The organism is Streptomyces sp. NPDC054866 (assembly GCF_053610745.1).
This window is the reverse complement of the sequence record NZ_JBSGZA010000002.1, coordinates 1,070,637-1,088,336: the sequence shown is the minus strand read 5'-3', so window position 1 is coordinate 1,088,336 and position 17,700 is coordinate 1,070,637. Positions and strand designations below refer to the sequence as shown.

At 71.6% G+C, this 17,700-nt stretch carries 13 protein-coding genes; 7 read left to right on the top strand and 6 right to left on the bottom strand.

Annotation, left to right across the window (positions count from 1 at the left end; all coding sequences use genetic code 11):
• Nucleotides 1–64: 64 nt before the first annotated feature.
• On the bottom strand, nucleotides 65–1,147 hold the full coding sequence (locus ACWGI2_RS13600) for a mechanosensitive ion channel family protein (RefSeq protein WP_453695369.1): 1,083 nt from the start codon (nucleotides 1,145–1,147) through the stop codon (nucleotides 65–67).
• A 266-nt stretch (nucleotides 1,148–1,413) separates the two neighbouring features.
• On the opposite strand from ACWGI2_RS13600, the gene ACWGI2_RS13595 reads away from it, so the two are divergent.
• Nucleotides 1,414–1,950 carry an HNH endonuclease gene (locus tag ACWGI2_RS13595; protein ID WP_160505074.1) on the top strand — a complete coding sequence of 179 codons (537 nt, stop codon included), beginning with the start codon at nucleotides 1,414–1,416 and terminating at the stop codon, nucleotides 1,948–1,950.
• A gap of 54 nt (nucleotides 1,951–2,004) precedes the next feature.
• Here ACWGI2_RS13595 and ACWGI2_RS13590 read toward each other — a convergent pair whose 3' ends face one another.
• The 3 genes from ACWGI2_RS13590 to ACWGI2_RS13580 all read right to left on the bottom strand — a co-directional run bounded on the left by ACWGI2_RS13590 (nucleotide 2,005) and on the right by ACWGI2_RS13580 (nucleotide 6,895).
• Nucleotides 2,005–2,439 carry a hypothetical protein gene (locus ACWGI2_RS13590; protein ID WP_453395585.1) on the bottom strand — a complete coding sequence of 145 codons (435 nt, stop codon included), beginning with the start codon at nucleotides 2,437–2,439 and terminating at the stop codon, nucleotides 2,005–2,007.
• The gene (locus tag ACWGI2_RS13585) at nucleotides 2,436–3,848 is read right to left on the bottom strand and encodes a hypothetical protein (RefSeq protein WP_453695368.1); all 1,413 of its coding nucleotides are present in this window, start codon (nucleotides 3,846–3,848) and stop codon (nucleotides 2,436–2,438) included. The genes ACWGI2_RS13590 and ACWGI2_RS13585 overlap by 4 nt, the downstream gene beginning before the upstream one ends.
• Nucleotides 3,849–3,955: 107 nt before the next feature.
• Nucleotides 3,956–6,895 (bottom strand): beta-N-acetylglucosaminidase domain-containing protein, encoded by a 2,940-nt coding sequence (locus tag ACWGI2_RS13580; RefSeq protein ID WP_453695749.1) that lies wholly within the window; start codon nucleotides 6,893–6,895, stop codon nucleotides 3,956–3,958.
• Between the two features lie 399 nt (nucleotides 6,896–7,294).
• Here ACWGI2_RS13580 and ACWGI2_RS13575 point away from each other — a divergent pair, with 399 nt between their 5' ends.
• From ACWGI2_RS13575 to ACWGI2_RS13565, 3 genes are read left to right on the top strand one after another with little or no spacing between them, the layout of a single operon-like run.
• Nucleotides 7,295–7,531 carry a hypothetical protein gene (locus tag ACWGI2_RS13575; RefSeq protein WP_160505071.1) on the top strand — a complete coding sequence of 79 codons (237 nt, stop codon included), beginning with the start codon at nucleotides 7,295–7,297 and terminating at the stop codon, nucleotides 7,529–7,531.
• The gene (malQ, locus tag ACWGI2_RS13570; RefSeq protein WP_453695366.1) at nucleotides 7,532–9,763 is read left to right on the top strand and encodes a 4-alpha-glucanotransferase; all 2,232 of its coding nucleotides are present in this window, start codon (nucleotides 7,532–7,534) and stop codon (nucleotides 9,761–9,763) included.
• 20 nt (nucleotides 9,764–9,783) lie between these two features.
• Nucleotides 9,784–10,023 carry a hypothetical protein gene (locus tag ACWGI2_RS13565; protein WP_160505069.1) on the top strand — a complete coding sequence of 80 codons (240 nt, stop codon included), beginning with the start codon at nucleotides 9,784–9,786 and terminating at the stop codon, nucleotides 10,021–10,023.
• Nucleotides 10,024–10,145: 122 nt separating this feature from the next.
• On the opposite strand, the gene ACWGI2_RS13560 is transcribed toward ACWGI2_RS13565, so the two are convergent.
• The gene (locus ACWGI2_RS13560) at nucleotides 10,146–10,742 is read right to left on the bottom strand and encodes a TetR/AcrR family transcriptional regulator (protein ID WP_453695364.1); all 597 of its coding nucleotides are present in this window, start codon (nucleotides 10,740–10,742) and stop codon (nucleotides 10,146–10,148) included.
• Between the two features lie 108 nt (nucleotides 10,743–10,850).
• Between ACWGI2_RS13560 and ACWGI2_RS13555 the strand changes: the two genes are divergently transcribed.
• From ACWGI2_RS13555 to ACWGI2_RS13545, 3 genes are all read left to right on the top strand, one after another.
• Entirely contained in the window at nucleotides 10,851–12,335 is a 1,485-nt protein-coding gene (locus ACWGI2_RS13555) for an FAD-dependent monooxygenase (RefSeq protein WP_453695747.1), read from the top strand.
• 111 nt (nucleotides 12,336–12,446) lie between these two features.
• The gene (locus ACWGI2_RS13550) at nucleotides 12,447–13,415 is read left to right on the top strand and encodes a DMT family transporter (RefSeq protein ID WP_453695362.1); all 969 of its coding nucleotides are present in this window, start codon (nucleotides 12,447–12,449) and stop codon (nucleotides 13,413–13,415) included.
• 51 nt (nucleotides 13,416–13,466) lie between these two features.
• The gene (locus ACWGI2_RS13545) at nucleotides 13,467–14,387 is read left to right on the top strand and encodes a LysR family transcriptional regulator (RefSeq protein ID WP_453395581.1); all 921 of its coding nucleotides are present in this window, start codon (nucleotides 13,467–13,469) and stop codon (nucleotides 14,385–14,387) included.
• A 590-nt stretch (nucleotides 14,388–14,977) separates the two neighbouring features.
• Here the strand turns inward: ACWGI2_RS13545 and pepN are convergent.
• Nucleotides 14,978–17,545, bottom strand: coding sequence for an aminopeptidase N (pepN, locus tag ACWGI2_RS13540; protein ID WP_453695361.1), 2,568 nt, complete (start codon nucleotides 17,543–17,545; stop codon nucleotides 14,978–14,980).
• Nucleotides 17,546–17,700 lie beyond the last annotated feature (155 nt).

Here is a 17,700-nt window from a genome sequence, read left to right as displayed (position 1 = left end):
GTTACCTGCGGGGGCGTGGCGTTGCAAGGGGTGCGCCTGAGGGGGTGGACCCCCTCGGCGGGAGCTACTTCGACAGGTTCGGGGGCGGGGCTATCGGCGAGGCGGCGAGCGACTGAGGCGAGGTCGTGGAGGCGTACGCCGAGGGAGCCGCGACGCCTGCCGACGGGTCGGCCGCCGTCTCCTCCGTCGCCTGGAGCGGGAGGCCGCCCACGATGCGGATGCCCGCCTCGTCGAACGCCCGCTTGATGCGCCAGCGCAGCTCCCGCTCCACGCCGAGCGCGTTGCCCGGCATCGTCTTCGCCGAGACCCGTACGACCATCGATTCGAGCAGCACGCTGTCCAGGCCGAGCACCTCGACCGGGCCCCACAGGCGCTCGTTCCACGGCTCGTCCTTGGCCATGGTCTCGCCTACCTCGAGCAGCTTCGCCTGGACCTTCTCCAGGTCCTCGTCCGGGCGGACCGTCACGTCGACGCCCGCCGTGGACCAGCCCTGGCTGAGGTTGCCGATGCGCTTGACCTCGCCGTTGCGGACGTACCAGATCTCGCCGTTGTCGCCGCGCAACTTGGTGACCCGCAGACCGACCTCGATCACCTCGCCCGACGCGACGCCCGCGTCGATCGAGTCGCCCACGCCGTACTGGTCCTCAAGGATCATGAAGACGCCGGAGAGGAAGTCCGTGACCAAGTTGCGGGCGCCGAAACCGATCGCCACACCCGCGACACCCGCCGAGGCCAGCAGGGGGGCGAGGTTGATCTGGAATGTGCCCAGGATCATAAGGGCGGCCGTGCCGAGGATCAGGAACGACGCCACCGAGCGCAGCACCGAACCGATGGCCTGCGAGCGCTGGCGGCGGCGCTCCACGTTCACGAGGAGACCGCCGAGCGCCGTTCCGTTCACGGACTGTGCCGTGCGGTTCATGCGCTCTATGAGCTTGGTGATGGAGCGCCGGATGACCACGCGAAGGACGACGGCGACCGCGACGATCAGCAGGATGCGCAGCCCGATGCCCAGCCACGCCGACCAGTTCTGCTCGACCCAGCTCGCGGCGTTCGTCGCGCTTTCCTGGGCGTCTTCGAGAGTCGGGGACTTCGGCGTCGTCTTGTCGTCCGGGTCCGTTCCGGCTGATGACAGGACGGACAGGAACACGGCAGGTACCTCCAGGCATAGCGGTCTGCCCAGGAGATGCGCCGGGCAGAGTCACCACACTAACGGGGCATTGTGTGTGGATCGTTGTCATGTTCGAGGGAGAGACAGTGCTCACCTGGGGAAGATGAGGGTGTCGCACAGGTGTGGTCGAAAACACTCCGAGCCCGTTACCGGCACATGGTGGCGCTTGGACCAGGCATGAGGGGAGACTGGCTACAGATCGTCCCGGCGCGAGCCACGCGCCGCCGGCGTAATAGGAGGCATCCGTGCCGCACGTCCTGGTCCTCAATGCGTCGTACGAGCCATTGGGTGTCGTACCGCTCCGCCGCGCGCTCGTCCTCGTCCTGGAGAACAAGGCTCTCTGCCTCGAGGAATCCGGCGCCTTCATGCACAGCGCGACGCGCACTGTCCCCGCACCCAGCGTGGTCCGCCTCAAGCGGTTCGTCCGGGTCCCTTACAGGGGGCCCGTTCCTCTGACCAGGCGGGCGCTCTTCGCCCGCGACGGCGGTCGGTGCATGTACTGCGGTGGCGTCGCAACCAGCGTCGACCACGTCATTCCGAAGAGCCGTGGCGGTCAGCACGCCTGGGAGAACGTGGTGGCGTCCTGCCGCCGCTGCAATCACACCAAGGCGGACCGTCATCTCATGGAGCTGGGGTGGCGCCTGCGTCACAAGCCCGCGCCGCCCTCGGGCCTCGCGTGGCGCATCATCGGGACCGGGCATAGGGATCCGCGCTGGCTGCCGTACTTGCAGCCGTTCGGCGCGGACGACGCGATGGCCCGGATCGACGGCATTTCTGCCTGAGGGATCCGGGCTTTTGCGTGGGACCGGGACGGGCTCGCCCGTCCCGGCCCCACGTCACTGGCCGTTGCGGCGCTGCGCCGCCGTGATCAGCGCCGCCAGTGCCGCGACTCCGCCGCCGAGCAGACCGGCGCCGGCGCCTGCCGAGCCGTGGTCGACGCAGTACTTGGCGATCCAGAGGTAGCCGACGATCCCGCCCGCGCCCAGGACGACGCCGGTCACCAGGCCCGCCGCCCTGAACCACACGTTGACCAGGTCGAGGCGGCGGTTGTGCTCGGCGTCCTGGACCCGCTGGTCGACGAGCTTGTTCTTCATCTGGAATTCCTGCTCGACGAGCGACAACATCCGCTCGGCCGAGTCGGCCACCAGCTCGTTCCAGATCCTCATCTGCTCGCCGGACGGCAGCTCTCGGTACTCACTGGTCGCGGGCGGCGCCGCGGGCTCCGGCGGGTCTTCCGGCTCCGGGGATCGGGGTGGGACGGGGGCGGTCATGGAGTGGTCCCGTTGTCGTCGGGCGAAGGGGATGGCGAGGGGGATGAGGGAGATGCGGGGGACGTCGGCGGGTCCGGGGCCCGCATCTGGGGCACCGGCAGGCGGGCGTACAGGGCGTTCAGGGACCGCTCCACCGCGGCTCGGCTCTCCTCACGGGTGGGGCGCGGGGGAATCGGCTGCCGAGGGCGCCCGGCCGTGCCCGCCGGCGGTCCTGCGAGTCCCCACGCCGTCCACATGCCGTCCATGAAGGCGCGGCTCCGGGGCGCGGGGGACGCCGTGCCGGGCGGGCGGGCGCGGGCGGGCGGTGTCCGCAGCCGGGCGCCGACGATCCCGATGACGGCGAGCACCGCCCACAGCCCGAGCAGCGCCGCCGCCCCCCACGTCCCGCGCATCGGCGGCAACGCCCGCAGCAGCCCGAACAGGCCACCCGCGACCACCGCGACGGCCAGCAGCAGGAGGGCGAAAGGCGCGACCGCGGAGAGCACGGACGCGGTGGACTCACGGGCCTTGGTCAGGGCGGGGCGGATGCGGGTGAGCGCGGGGACGTGGTTTCTGAGCATCGGGCGTCGGCCGCCGCTCCGCACGGCCCCGGTGAGCCGGATGTCACGTCCTTTCGCCCGCATCAGGAGCTGAGCCCGCGGGTGGACGGCGAGCGTGCGTACGGAGAGCGGGCCGCGGGCGCCGAGCGCCTCGGCCAGGAACGGGCGGGGAGAGCGGGGGTCCGGGTCGGCGACGATCAGTGTGAGACGGCCCTCGAAGCGCCGCATCAGCTGTTCGTACCGGGGGCGAAGTGCCTCCGCGGGCGGGACCTCGGTCGGCCTGTCCGGCTCCAGGACCACGACGATGTGCCGGGCCGGTGTCGACTCGATGACGTCGAACAGGTCGAGGAAGGGCATGCCGTTGCGGCCGTAGTCCAGGCCGAAGGGGTCGCCGGTGTCCAGGCCGCCCGTGTAGTGGAAGAACAGCAGATCGTGTGCGCCGGCGATGACGGTCGGGAGCGTGTACGCGCTTTGAGAGGAGCCGCTGCCGAGCACGGTGACGCGGTCCGGTGCGGAGTGGAAGAGGCCGTCGGGCCGGGTCAGTGCGTCCCGGACGGCCCGCGTGGCGAGGGGAGGCCCGGCAGAGCCCCGCCGCCGCTCCCGCCGCGCCCGCTGCTCACGCTCCAGCCGCTCCCGCTCCCGAACCCGCTCCCGCGACTCACCCTCCGGCCGCGCCCGCGCCTGCTCGCGCTCGCGGCGTTCCGGCTCGTACCGGTCGCGTGTACGGCGCGCCCGGTAGTACGAACTGACGTCGTCCTCGCCCCGGTACCCGGGACGGTGGCGGTAGGCGTCGGGCCAAACGGCATCGCCCTCGTACAGCAGAACGGCACACGAGGCCCGCGCATCCGGTTGGTGCGCTTGTAATCGCATGTCGATCCCCCCTGGCGAGGCCTGGCCTCCATCATCGCGCGTGCGCCCGCCCAACTGGCAAGCCCCGTAGACGTCTTGTAGGCGTCTTGCTGACGAAACCGCCCTGCCTACGAGCCGTCAGCCACGGCGTACGCCTCCACCGACCAGAGTGAGTAGCCGAAGCGCGTGGCCCGTTTGTCGCCCTGGACGCGGATGTAGCGGGTGTCGCGGGCGTCCATGCGGACCGCCTCGCGGCCGCCCTTGCCGTCCTTGACGGTCGCCGCCGTGCGCCAGGTCTTGCCGTCCGCGGAGGTCTGTACGCGGTAGCCCGCCGCGTACGCGTCCTGCCAGCGCAGGACGACCTGGCCGAGCCTGACCGGCTCCGTGAGCTCCATCTGCCACCAGGCGCCGTCCTCGACCGGCGACGACCAACGGGTCGTGGGGTCGCCGTCGTTGGCGCCGGACGCCGGGAAGTCCTTCGTCTCGTCGCCCGAGGAGGAGGCCTTCGCGCCGCGCGCCAGGTCGGGTCCTCCGGTGCGCGGGTAGGCGCGGATCGAGACCGTCCTGGTCCGGCCGTCGAAGGTGACCGGGATCTCGTACGTCCCCGAGCGCGTGCCCACGGGGACCGTGACGTCGACCGGGACGTCCACCTGCGTGCCGCGCGGCAGCGTCGACCTCTCCGGGGTGCGCACCTCGATGCCCTTGGGCGCCTTCGCCGTCACCTTGCCCCGTACGTCGCCGGGGCGCAGGGAGGTCAGCTTCGCGGTGACCCGCTGCGGGCCGCCGCCGATCTCCACGTCGGCCTCGGTGCGGGCCAGGGAGAAGCGGGCGGCGGGGGAATCGGCGTACCAGGGGACGACGTGGCGGACCTTGCCTTCGGTGACCGTGGCGCGGACGGCGTCGGCGGTGTCCTTGGACTTGGCGGGCCGGGCCTCGGTGAAGCCCGTGGCGGACAGGGCGCCGATGCGGCGCCAGCCCTCGCCGGGGACATGGGCCTCGACGCTGCCCTTGGTGCCGGGGTCGGTCAGGACCGTCACCGCCGTGAGGGGGCGGGCGCGGGGGACGCGGACCGTCGCGCGGTCCGACGCCTGCTCGCTGTCGAGCCCCGCCCACGTCTCGTACGACTTCTGCGACCGCGTCAGGAAGGGGCCGAGGACGCCCTTGCCGACGGTCACCCGAGCCGCCTTCAGTTCCTTCTGGAGTCCTGTCAGGGTGCGCGAGGCGCGCCAGGCTGCCGCGCCGTCGCCGGTGGACTGCGCGCGCAGCATGTCCACCGCCGTCTCGCCCGCGGCCCCGTAGCGCGCCAACTGCTCCACCCAGGGCCGCACTTCGGTGTCGAGATCACTGTCGGCGAGCCGCTGCGGAGCCTCCTTCATGACGGTGAAGGCGTCCCGCAGGGCCTGTGCGGACTTCTCGATGCGCGCGGTGTCCGTCGTCGTACGCGCGCGCCAGAAGTCGTCCATGAGCGGGCGCAGATACGCCGATTCGTCGGCGCCGAGCACGGACGACGCGTCATTGCCCGCGAGGGCCCGCAGGGCGCCCCGCGCCTTCGCGTCGCCGCCCGAGAGGTCGTCGATCGCGGCGAGCCAGGACTCGTGCGGGCGGTAGGCGCGGGGGTTCCACGCGTAGTCCGCTGCCGTGAAGAGGGGGATGCGGGACGCCGACGGCTGCTCCATGGCGTTGCCGAGCAGCGCCGCGGAGCCGGTGGCCACGGCGGGCTCGCGGCCGGTGTAGGGGCCGAGGAAGATACGGTCCTGCGCGAAGTCGTTGACGGGGTAGTTGTCCATCGTCACGAGCGGATGCGAGCCGAACGCCTTGCGGGCGCCCGCCAGTTCACGCCCGGTGATGGTCTTGGGGACCACGCCGACGCCGGTCCACGCCACCTCGACACCCTCATCAAGGCGGGCCGCGATGGCGTCGCGGTACTCCGTGGAGCCGTTCTGGTAGTACTCCGTCGGCATCAGCGAGAGGGGCTTCGCGCCGGGGTGGCGCTCGGCCAGGTGCGCGGACACGGCGTTGGCGACGCGCGACTGCGCCTTCGCGGCGGCCTCGGGCCCCGAACCGAAGGCGTCGGCGTCCGCGTCGCAGTGCCACTCGCTGTAGCTGACGTCCTGGAACTGCAGCTGGAACGCGCGTACGCCGAGGGCCCACATCGCGTCGATCTTGCGGTTCAGGGCCTTGATGTCCTTGTCGGACGACATGCACATGGCCTGGCCGGGGGCGACGGCCCAGGCGAGCGTCACGTGATTGCGCTTGGCCCGCTCGGCGAGGGCGCGGAAGTCGGCGCGCTGGTCGGCGGGGTACGGCTCACGCCAGCGCGCCTGGCGGTAGAGGTCGTCGCCGGGGGCGTAGAGATAGCGGTTCTGCTTCGTCCGGCCCATGAAGTCCAGCTGGTCCAGGCGTTGTTCGCGGGTCCACGGGGTGCCGTAGAAGCCCTCGGTCATGCCGCGGACGGCGGTGCCGGGCCAGTCGCGGATCTGGACGCCCGGGACGGTCGCGCCGGTGCGGCTCTTCGTGACCAGCTGGCGCAGGGTCTGGACGCCGTGGAAGAGGCCGTCATCGCCCGCGCCCGCGAGGGCGATGGTGTCCTGGCCGCCGATCCGGCCCACCGCGAGGCGGTAGCCGCCGGACGGGAGGTCGCCGCGGGCGCGGGCCCCGAGGGTGCGCAACGCCTGGTCGGCGCCCGCGCCTTCGGCACGGACGACGAGCCTTCCGCCGCCCGTGGGGAACTGCTCACCCTCCTTGACCTCCGTAATCCTGCGGGCGCCCGCGTCGCGGAGAAGGGTGCGCAGGGCGTCCATGGCGTACGGATCGGGGTCCTCGCCGGTGGCGATGACGACCTCGTCGGTGACGGTGACCGGGGCCCCGGCCGAGGTCATCGACTGGGGGCGGGGCCAGACCGGGGGGAGGGTGCCGTCACTCTCCCGGTCGTCGTCCGGGGAGGTGGCCGGGGTGCCGGGCTTTCCGGGGAGGCCGGGGGCGGCGACGGCGCCGGGGGCGCCACTGAGTGCGCCTGCGATGACGGCGACGGCGATGGCCGCCGCGCCCTTCCTGCGCCGCAGTTGCACGGCCCTCTCCTCGTTGTCCCTCGTGCTGGTGATCACGTGTGGTGCGTCAGTTGTCTCAGGGTGTCACTGAGCCCACCACTCGCGCGGTGGGGGTGTCAACGGGCGTGGGTGTTGTGGGGGTTTTCTTCCCTGTGACATCGCTCCTGACACTGCCCTTGACCTCGCCAACCTCGCCCCTGACCTCGCTCTTGTGATCGGCGATTCGTGCCCGATCGCCGGTGGGGCTGGAAAGCGTGTGCGAGGCCGGGGCGGGCAGAAGGAAGATTTTTCGGTTGTCCCCCACTGAGAGAAACGAATGTGAGCACGCGCACGTTCATACAACGGATATGTCTGCGATCCCGCGCACTGGGTAGGGCTGCTGCCGAAGACCCGTCCTGCCCCCTGACAATGGAGCCTTACGTGCCCGCTTCCGCGAACCTCCTCCTCTCCGCTCTCTCCAAACAGGTCTCAGGCCCCGACTCGGGGCTCGACGGATCCTGCTCCTGCGGCTGCCTCGAGCCGCCCCTGACCAGCGAGCCCCCGCTGGCCGACGCAGCACCCCTGACCAGCGAGCCTCCGCTCGCCGACGCCGCCCCGCTGACCAGCGAGCCCACCTCCACCGGCACCGCGTCGGGCCTGGCCTACATGGGGGTCTAGATGGCCCCACCCGGAGCGACCGCACCCGCCGGCGGCCCCACCGGCCCCACCGGACTTTCCCGCCTTGCCGCCCTGCACGGCGTGGCGACTTCTTACTCCCCGTCCCCGGACCGCACGGTTCCGGCCACCGACGCCGCGGTGATCGCGGCCCTGGCCGCCCTCGACGTGGACGCGAGCACCCCCGAGGCGCTGCGGCGCGCCCTCACGGCCCGCGAGGCGGAGCTGAGCGCCAGGCTGCTGCCGCCGACGGTGGTGATGTGGCAGGGCGACGCTGAGGCGCCCCTGCCCTGGGCCGGGCTGCCGCCGGGTACGCGGGTGTGGGTGGAGACGGAGGAGGGGGAGCGGCTGGAGTGGGAGATGCCTGACGCCGCTCCGGTACTGCGGGGCAATCGGGTGGGTGGTCGGGAGAAAACGCCGCGAAGCGGCGGAAAGAGCGAGCCACGAGAGGCCCCCGCCCTGCCCCTGGGCGTACACACGCTCAGAGCCAAGACCCCGGACAACCGAACAGCCACCGCCCACCTGATCACCGCCCCCCACCGCCTACCGCCCCCGCGCGAGAAGACGTACGGAATTCTCGTCCAGCTCTACTCCCTCCTCTCCCGCCGCTCCTGGGGCATGGGCGACCTCGGAGACCTCGCCGAGCTCGCGGCCTGGTCCGGCCGGACCCTGCGCGCGGGATTCGTACAGGTCAACCCCTTGCACGCGGCGGTGCCGAAGCCTTCGGACGGCCCGTCCGACCCCTCCCCCTACCGCCCCTCCTCGCGCCGCTTCCCCGACCCCGTCCACCTCCGTGTCGAGGACGTTCCCGAGTACGCGCACCTGGACGGCGAGGCACGCGACCTGGCCGCCGACCTCACGCGACGGGCCGCCGCGCTCCGTGAATCCGTCCTCCAGCAGGGCCAGTTGATCGACCGTGACGCGGTCTGGGCGCTCAAGCTCCAGGCCCTGGAACTGGTCCGCGAGGTTCCGCTCGGCCCCGGACGGCGCGCCGCCTACAACGACTTCCTCGCCGAGTACGGAGAGGACCTGGAGGACCACGCCACGTGGTACGCCCTCGCGGAGCGGCACGGCCCCGACTGGCACGCATGGCCCGCACCCCTGCGCGACCCCGCCTCACCCGAAGTCGCCCGCGCCCGCCGCGAGTTGATGGACCGCGTGGACTTCCACTGCCGTCTCGCCTGGCTCACCGACGCCCAGCTCGCCGCCGCGCAGCGCTCGGCGCGGGACGCGGGCATGGACATCGGCCTCGTGCACGACCTCGCGGTCGGCGTGCACCCGGCCGGAGCCGACGCGTGGGCGCAGCGGCGGCACTTCGCAGCGGGCATGTCGACCGGCGCCCCGCCGGACGCGTTCAACGCGCGCGGCCAGGACTGGGGCCTGCCGCCCTGGCGCCCGGACCGCCTCGCCGAGTCCGGGTACGGCCCGTACCGCGCCCTGCTGCGCGCACTGCTCCGGCACGCGGGCGCGATCCGTATCGACCACGTCATGGGGCTCTTCCGCCTCTGGTGGGTCCCGGAGGGCCGCGCGCCCACCGAGGGAACGTATGTCCAGTACGACGCCGACGCGATGCTCGCCGTCCTCGCCCTGGAGGCACACCGCGCCGGCGCCCTCGTCATCGGCGAGGACCTCGGCACCGTAGAGCCCGGCGTCCGCGAGGCCCTGCAGCGCCGCGGCGTGCTCGGCACCTCCGTGCTCTGGTTCGAGCGGGACTGGGCCGGCACGGGACGGCCTCTGCCGCCCGAGCGCTGGCGCGCCGACTGCCTGGCCACCGCCACCACCCACGACCTGCCGTCCACCGCGGCCCGCATCACCGGCGAGCACATCCAACTGCGCGACAGGCTCGGCCTGTTGACCCGCCCCGCGGCCGTCGAGCAGTCCGCCGCCGCGGCGGACGTGTCGGAGTGGCTCGCGCTGCTCTCGCGCCTCGGGATGCTGCCCGGCGGCGGTGGGCACGAGCAGGAGGAGATCCGCGCCGTCCACCGCTTCCTGCTCGCCACCCCGGCCCGCATGATCGGCGTATGGCTGCCGGACGCGGTCGGCGACCGCCGCCCGCAGAATCTCCCCGGCACCTGGGACCAGTATCCGAACTGGCGGCTGCCGATCGCCGACGCCGCCGGCCACCCCGTCACCCTGGAGGAACTCGCCGCGTCACCCCGCTTGCACGCGTTCATGGACGTGTTCCGTACCCGCGAGGGGCCCCGTACGGCACCCCCGGGCGCGCGCCCCGTTTAGCAGTTCGCTACGTTGGCACCGTGGACAAGAAGAACGCCCTGCGCGCCGGCGCCCTGGCTTCCGGTACGACGCTGATGATGCTGCTCATGTCGTCCCCCGCGCTCGCGCTCACGCGCGACGACGGTGACGACCCGGGTCCCGGCCTGAGCGTGATCGACACGCTCGGCCTCTATGTCGTGGCGCCCATCGTGCTGTTCCTGGTGATCGCGGGTCTCGTCATGGTCGGTGACAAGTCCCGCAAGCAGGAGAAGCAGGGCTGACGCCACTTCGCCTCACGAGTTCTCCGTAGGGGGCTCTTCGTCTACGTACCCATGCGTTACCCATGCGTACGTAGACGAAGAGCCCCCTACGTATGTACGTACGTCACGCGTATGTACATACGTCACGGCCGCTCGGCCGTGAGATACCGCTGCACCGTCGGCCCCAGCCAGTCCGCCATCTCCTCGCCGGACAGCGCGACCGCGGGCGGGAACCGCAGCACATAGCGGGTCAGCGCCATGCCGAGGATCTGCGAGGCGCAGAGCCCGGCCCGTGTCGGGGCCTCGGCGGGGTCGGGGCAGACGCGGCGCGCCACCGGCAGCAGCTGGTCCCTGAAGATGCCCTGCATGCGCTCGGCGCCCGCCGTGTTCGTGATGCCGACCCGGAGCATCGCCGTCAGCACCTCGTCCGTCTCCCAGACGTCCAGGAAGTGGGCCACCAGGGCGCGCCCGACGGACTCGCGCGGCACCGCGGCGAGATCGGGCAGTCGCAGGTCGATGGCGCTGGCCGCGGCGAACAGCCCCTCCTTGTTGCCGTAATAGCGCATCACCATCGACGGATCGATCCGTGCGTCCTTGGCGATGGCACGGATGGTGGCCCGTTCATAGCCGTCGGCGGCGAACCGCTCACGGGCGGCGGCCAGGATCGCGCCGCGGGTCGCGTCGGAACGGCGGGGCGGCGTTGTCGCCGCGGTCTCTGGATCGGGTGCGCTTTCCGTCATGCCAACAAGCGTAGGCCAACAAGTGTTGACAGTCCATGGCGACGGTCCTACTTTGGCCAACAAGCGTTGACCAACAGTTGTTGGCATGAGGAGGCCGTCATGAGCGTCATGAATGGAACCCAGGACACGACCGGCACCACGAACCCCGCTGTGATCGTCGTCGGCGCCGGCCCCACCGGGCTGCTGCTCGCCGGAGACCTGGCCGCCGCGGGCGTCCCCGTCACCCTGCTCGAAAAGCGGCGGCACGGGATCAGCAACCTCTCGCGCGCCCTGGTGCTGCACGCCCGCACCCTCGAACAGCTCGACGCGCGCGGCCTCGCCGACGAACTGGAGGCCAAGGGCAGGACGCTCGACCGGCTGCGCCTCTTCGCCCGCCTGGAGGTGCGCCTCGACAAGCTGCCCTCGCGCTACAACCACCTCCTGGTCCTGCCGCAGTACGAGGTGGAGCGGGTCCTCGAACGCCGGGCGATCGAGGCCGGGGTCGACTTCCGGTACGAGAGCGAGGTCACCGGGCTCACCCAGGACGCGGAGGGCGTGAGTGTCGAAGTCCGGGGCCCGGGCGGCGAGTCGAGCACGCTACGGGCCGCGTACGTCGTCGGCGCCGACGGACTGCACAGCCCGGTCCGCAAGGCCATCGGCCTGCCCTTCCCCGGGAAGTCCGCCATCCGCTCGCTCGTGCTCGCCGACGTGAAGCTCGCCGAGAAGCCCGCATCGGTCCTCACGGTGAACGCGGCCGGTGACGCCTTCGCCTTCATCGCGCCCTTCGCCGACGGCTACTACCGCGTCATCGGCTGGAACCGCGCGCACAACGTCCCCGACAGCGAGCCCCTCGACCTCGAAGAGGTCAAGGAGATCACCCGCCTCGCCCTCGGCCGCGACTACGGCATGCACGACGCCCGCTGGATGTCCCGTTTCCACAGCGACGAGCGCCAGGCGCCCGCCTACCGGGTCGGCCGGGTCTTCCTCGCCGGCGACGCCGCGCACGTGCACACCCCGGCGGGGGCGCAGGGCATGAACACCGGCCTCCAGGACGCCGTGAACCTGAGCTGGAAGCTGGTGGAGGCGGTCAACGGCCGTGCGGCGGAAGGCCTGTTGGACACCTACCAGTCCGAGCGGCACCCCATCGGCAAGACGGTTCTGCGCAGCAGCGGCGGGATCGTGCGGCTCGCGATGGCCAAGCGCCCGTGGTCGCGGGCGGGCCGCGCCGTGCTCGCGTCCTTCATCGGAGCCGTGCGCCCGGTCCGCGACAAGGCGATCGGCCAGATCACCGGCATCGGCTACAGCTACCCCGCGCCGAGGGGCGCGCACCGCATGACCGGCCGCCGCGCTCCCGACATCGCGCTCAAGGAGGGGCGGCTCTACGAGGCTCTGCGCGAGGGCAGGTTCGTGCTGATCACCCCGGAGGGCGCGGAGTACGAGGAGGGCGACGGGGCGGGCCGCGCGGTCGTGAGGCACTGGGCGAGCGAGCGGCGTACGACCGTCCTGGTCCGGCCCGACGGGTACGTGGCGTGGGCGGCGGAGGAGGCGGACGCGGGGGAGGTCCGGGCGGCGCTGGCGAATCGTTCCGCGAATCGTTCAGCTCAGCTTCAATAAGAGCTCGAAAAGATTCGATGGACCTGATGGGTGTGGGGGTGCGACGGTAAGTCCCGCGATCAACGCGATCAACCACACCCGGGTGAACCGGGAGAGAGACAAGGGATATCAGTGACTGTCCTGGACCGGACGCCCCCCGCCCCCACCCGCACCCCCACCCGCACCGTGTCGACGGCGACGGCGGTGAACAAGGGAGTGCAGCGGGCCGCGGGCCCCATCGGCGTCGGTCTCGCCCTCGCGGCGCTCGCCACGGTCGTCTGGTCGGGCAGCTTCGTCACCTCGCGAGCCCTGGCCGACAGCGTGCCGCCCATCCAGCACGCGTTCTGGCGGTGGATCATCGCGATCGTGGCGGTGGCGCCCTTCGCGGCGCGCCAGACGTGGCGGCAGCGGGCGCTGCTCCGCAAGCACATCCGCTTCCTGCTCCTCGCCTCGCTCCTCGGCGTCACCATCTACAACACCCTGGTCAACCAGGCGGGCGTCACCACCACCGCGGGCAACATGGGCATGATCATGGCGGCCTCGCCGGTCCTGATGGCGGTGTACGAACGCCTCGGCGGCGCGAAGCTCGGGGCGCGCCGGGTGACGGGCATGCTGATCGCCTGCGTGGGCGTCCTGGTCCTGGTGTCCGGGGGATCGCTCTCCATGGACTTCGCGGTGGGGGACCTGTGGATCATCGCGGGGGCCGTCTCCTTCGGCTCGTACAGCGCGCTGCTCAAGCGCAAGCCCGCGGAGATCGGCGGACTGCCGTTCCTCTTCGCGACGTTCGTGCTCGGCGCGCTGATGCTGCTTCCGGTGTTCGTGACCAGCTATGTGATCCAGGGCGGCTTCGAGCCGACGGTCGGCACGGTCTCCCCGCTCCTGTACGTGGGCGTCGTGTCGTCCGCGATCGCCTTCTTCGCCTGGAACAAGGCGATCTCGATCATCGGCGCCGCCCGCGCCGGTGTCATCTACTACCTCCAGCCGGTCTGCGTCGCCCTGCTCTCCTTCGTGGTGCTCGGCGAGGCGATGGGGTGGCTCCAGGTGATGTGCATGGGGCTGATCCTGGGCGGGGTCGTGCTTGGCGCGGCGCGCACGAAGTAGGGGGCGCGTCCGGTGGGAACACCACTCGTGACCAGTCGGTACGTTGACTCCATGAGCGAGTGGGACATCAAGAAGCTGCAGATCCTGCGTACGTTGAGTGAGCGGGGCACGGTGACCGCGACGGCGCAGGCGCTGCGGATGACGCCGTCGGCGGTATCGCAGCAGCTGTCCAACCTCGCGAAGCAACTGGGGGTGCCGCTCCTTGAGGCGCACGGGCGCCGGGTCCGCCTGACGGACGCGGCGCACCTGGTCCTCCGCCATGCGGAGGCGGTCTTCGCGCAACTGGAGCTCGCGGACGCGGAGTTGGCGGCGTACGCCCAGGGCGAGGCGGGGGAGGTGCGGGTCGGCGCCTTCTCGACCGCGGTGCCCGCGCTCGTCGTCCCCGCGGTGCGGGAGCTGCGGGCGGCGGCGCCGGGGATCTCGGTGCGGGTACGTGAGGTGGAGGCGGCGGAGGCGTACGAGTTGCTGGCCGCGGGGGAGGTGGACGTGGCGCTGTCCCTTGCGGTGACGGCGCCGGCCGCGGCGGACGCGGACACGCGCTTCACGCGGGAGTCGCTGCTCGCGGACCCGCTGGACGTGGCGCTGCCGGGGGACCACCCGCTGGCTGAGTCGGAGGGGCTCCGGCTCGCGGACCTGGCGGGGGAGCCGTGGATCTTCGGGGGCAGCGGCCCCTGGTCGGAGATCACGCGGGCGGCGTGCGAGGGGGCGGGGTTCACACCCGAGCAGGCGCATTCCGCTTCCGGCTGGACGGCGATCCTGGCGATGGTGGAGGCGGGGATGGGGGTCGCCCTGGTCCCACGGATGGCGGCGGCCCGCCGTGACGGGGTGGTGATGCGGGCCCTGTCCGCCGACCGCCCTCGCCGCCACGTGGTGGCGGCGGTTCGCCGGGGGGCGGCGGGCGGGGCGGGGGTCAGCAGGGTCTTGTCGGCGCTGCGGGGGGCGGTTTCCCTGCGGGGGGCGGAGCTGCCGTAGTCCCGCCGGGGGCTACGGGGTGGTCGGTGGGCCGGCCCTTCGCCTGCGGTCCGCCGCATGCCTTCCCGCGCTCCGCGCGGATGCCTCCCACCCGCCCACCCGATTGCCCTGTAGCCAGGGGGTGGTCGGGTCTTTGTCTGCGGGCCGATGTCACCCTTCCCGCGCTTCGCGCGGATGTCTCCCGCCCACCCGCCCGATTGCCCTGTAGCCAGGGGGTGGTCGAGTTCTTGTCTGTGGGCCGACGCATGCCTTGCCGCGCTTCGCGCGGGTCTTTCCCGCCCACTCGCCCGATTGCCCTGTAGCCACGGGGTGATCGGGTGGGTGGGTGGGGAGAATTCGCGCGAAGCGCGGGAAGGACGGATGCGGCCGGTAGACGAAGTGCCGACCACCGCGAAGGGAGCGGCCGCCGCCCGCCCCCGCCGCGAGAATCCGCGCGAAGCGCGGGAAGGCCCGGCCACCTCGCGGCTGCGGGGTGATCGGGTGGGTGGGCGGGAGACATCCGCCGCGGAGCGGCGGGCTGGGACACCTGCGTGGGGCGCGCCCGCCGCCGCGGGGGGGGCAACCCCGGGCCGCCCCCCCGCCCGGCAGGGCTACGCGTCCGCTGCCTGGGCTCGCAGGGCCCGCTCCACGCCCGCCCTGGACTCCGTGATCAGGCGGCGCAACGCCGCCGACGGGGACGTCGAAGACAGCCACGCGTCCGTCGCGTCCAGCGTGGCCTGGGACACCTGGAGCGACGGGTACAGGCCCACCGCGATCTGCTGCGCCATCTCGTGCGAACGCGAGTCCCACGCCCCCTTGACCGCCGCGAAGAACTTCTCCGTGTACGGAGCGAGGAGTTCACGCTGGTCCGTCTGGACGAAGCCGCTGATCACGGACTCCTGGATCGCGTTCGGGAGCTTGTCCGAGTCGACCACGGACGCCCACGCCTCCGCCTTCGCCGCCGGCGTGGGCCGCGCCGCCCGAGCCGCCGCCGCGTGCCGCTCGCCCGCGGCCGTCTTGTCGCGGTCCAGCTCCGCAGTGATCCCTGCCTCGTCGAGCCTGCCCGTCGCCGCGAGCCGGTGCACGAAGGCCCAGCGCAGCTCCGTGTCCACCGCGAGACCGTTGATCGACTGCTTGGCCGAGACGAGTTCCTCCAGGAGCGTCAGCTGCTCCTCTGTACGCGCCGTCGCCGCGAACGCCCGTGCCCACGCCAACTGGTGGTCGCTGCCCGGCTCCGCCGCCCGGAGGTGCGAGAGCGTCGCCTCCGTCCAGCGGGCGAGCGCCTCGTCACGTCCGGACGGCGCCGCGTACAGCTCAAGGGCCAGCTTCACCTGACGGTGCAGGGACTGGACGACCCCGATGTCCGACTCCTTGCCGATGCCGGAGAGGACCAACGACAGGTACTCCCGCGTGGGCAGTTCCGCGTCCCGCGTCATGTCCCATGCCGACGCCCACGAAAGCGCCCGCGGCAGCGACGCCTCGAAGTCACCGATGTGCTCCGTCACGAACGCGAGCGACTCCGCGTCCATGCGGACCTTCGCGTACGAGAGGTCGTCGTCGTTCAGGAGGATCACCGCCGGGCGCTCCCGGCCCACCAGCGCGTCCACCGCCGTCAGTTCGCCGTCCACGTCCAGCTCCACGCGGTCCGTGCGCAGCAGCTTGCCGCTCTCGCCGTCGAGGTCGTACAGGCCGATCGCGATCCGGTGGGGGCGGAGTGTCGGCTCACCCTTCGCGCCCGTCGGGAGCGCCGGGGCCTCCTGCTTCACTGCGAACGACGTGATCTTGCCGGATGTGTCGACGTCCACCACCGGGCGCAGGACGTTGATGCCCGCCGTCTCCAGCCACTTCTTCGACCAGGTCTTGAGGTCGCGTCCGCTGGTCTCCTCCAGCGCGCCGAGCAGATCGGACAGGCGCGTGTTGCCGAACGCGTGCGCCTTGAAGTACGCCTGCACACCCCGGAAGAACTCGTCCATGCCGACGTACGCGACCAACTGCTTCAGCACCGACGCGCCCTTGGCGTACGTGATGCCGTCGAAGTTGACCAGGACGTCGTCGAGGTCGCGGATGTCCGCCATGATCGGGTGCGTGGACGGCAGTTGGTCCTGGCGGTACGCCCACGTCTTCATGGAGTTCGCGAACGTCGTCCACGAGTGCGGCCAGCGCGAGTTCTCCGCGTACGCCTGGCAGGCGATGGACGTGTACGTGGCGAACGACTCGTTCAGCCAGAGGTCGTTCCACCACTCCATCGTCACCAGGTCGCCGAACCACATGTGGGCCAGCTCGTGGAGGATGGTCTCCGCGCGCGTCTCGTACGCGGCATCCGTCACCTTCGAACGGAACACGTACTGGTCGCGGATGGTCACCGCGCCCGCGTTCTCCATCGCGCCCGCGTTGAACTCCGGCACGAAGAGCTGGTCGTACTTGGCGAAGGGGTACGCGTAGTCGAACTTCTCCTGGAACCAGTCGAAGCCCTGCCGCGTGACCTCGAAGATCGCGTCCGAGTCGAGGAACTCGGCGAGCGAGGGACGGCAGTAGATGCCGAGCGGAACCGACTGGCCGCCAGGACCCTCGTACGAACTGTGGACCGAGTGATACGGACCGACGATGAGCGCCGTGATGTACGTCGACATACGCGGCGTGGGCTCGAAGACCCAGACGTCACCGCTGGGCTCCGGGGTCGGCGAATTCGAGATGACCGTCCAGCCGGACGGAGCCTTCACGGTGAACTGGAACGTCGCCTTGAGATCGGGCTGCTCGAACGAGGCGAAGACGCGGCGGGCGTCCGGGACCTCGAACTGCGTGTAGAGATAGGCCTGTTGGTCGACGGGGTCGACGAACCGGTGCAGACCCTCACCCGTGTTGGTGTAGTCGCAGTCGGCGACCACCTTCAGCTCGTTCGGGCCCGCCTCCAGGTGCTTCAGCGCGATGCGCGAGTCACGGAAGACGGCGGCCACGTCCAGCGAGTGCCCGTTCAGGACGGCCTCGTGGACCGCCGGGGCGACCAGGTCGATGAACGTCTCGGCGCCCGCCTCCGCGGAGTCGAAGCGCACGGTGGTCACCGACCGGTAGGTGCCGCCCTCTTGCGCGCCGGAGAGGTCGAGCTCGATCTCGTACGAGTCAACGGTGAGCAGCTTCGCCCGCTGCTGCGCCTCTTCGCGGGTCAGATTGGTGCCGGGCACGCGGTCATCTCCTCAGGAACGTCAGGTACGACTTGTGGCGTTTCCGGCCATCCTTCCACGTGGGTCCGCGTACGTGTCCGGGCATGGTCGGTGGGCCACCGCGCGGCATTGTTCGCGGGCTGCCGTGCCGCTAACATCCGCGCGTCGACTAACGC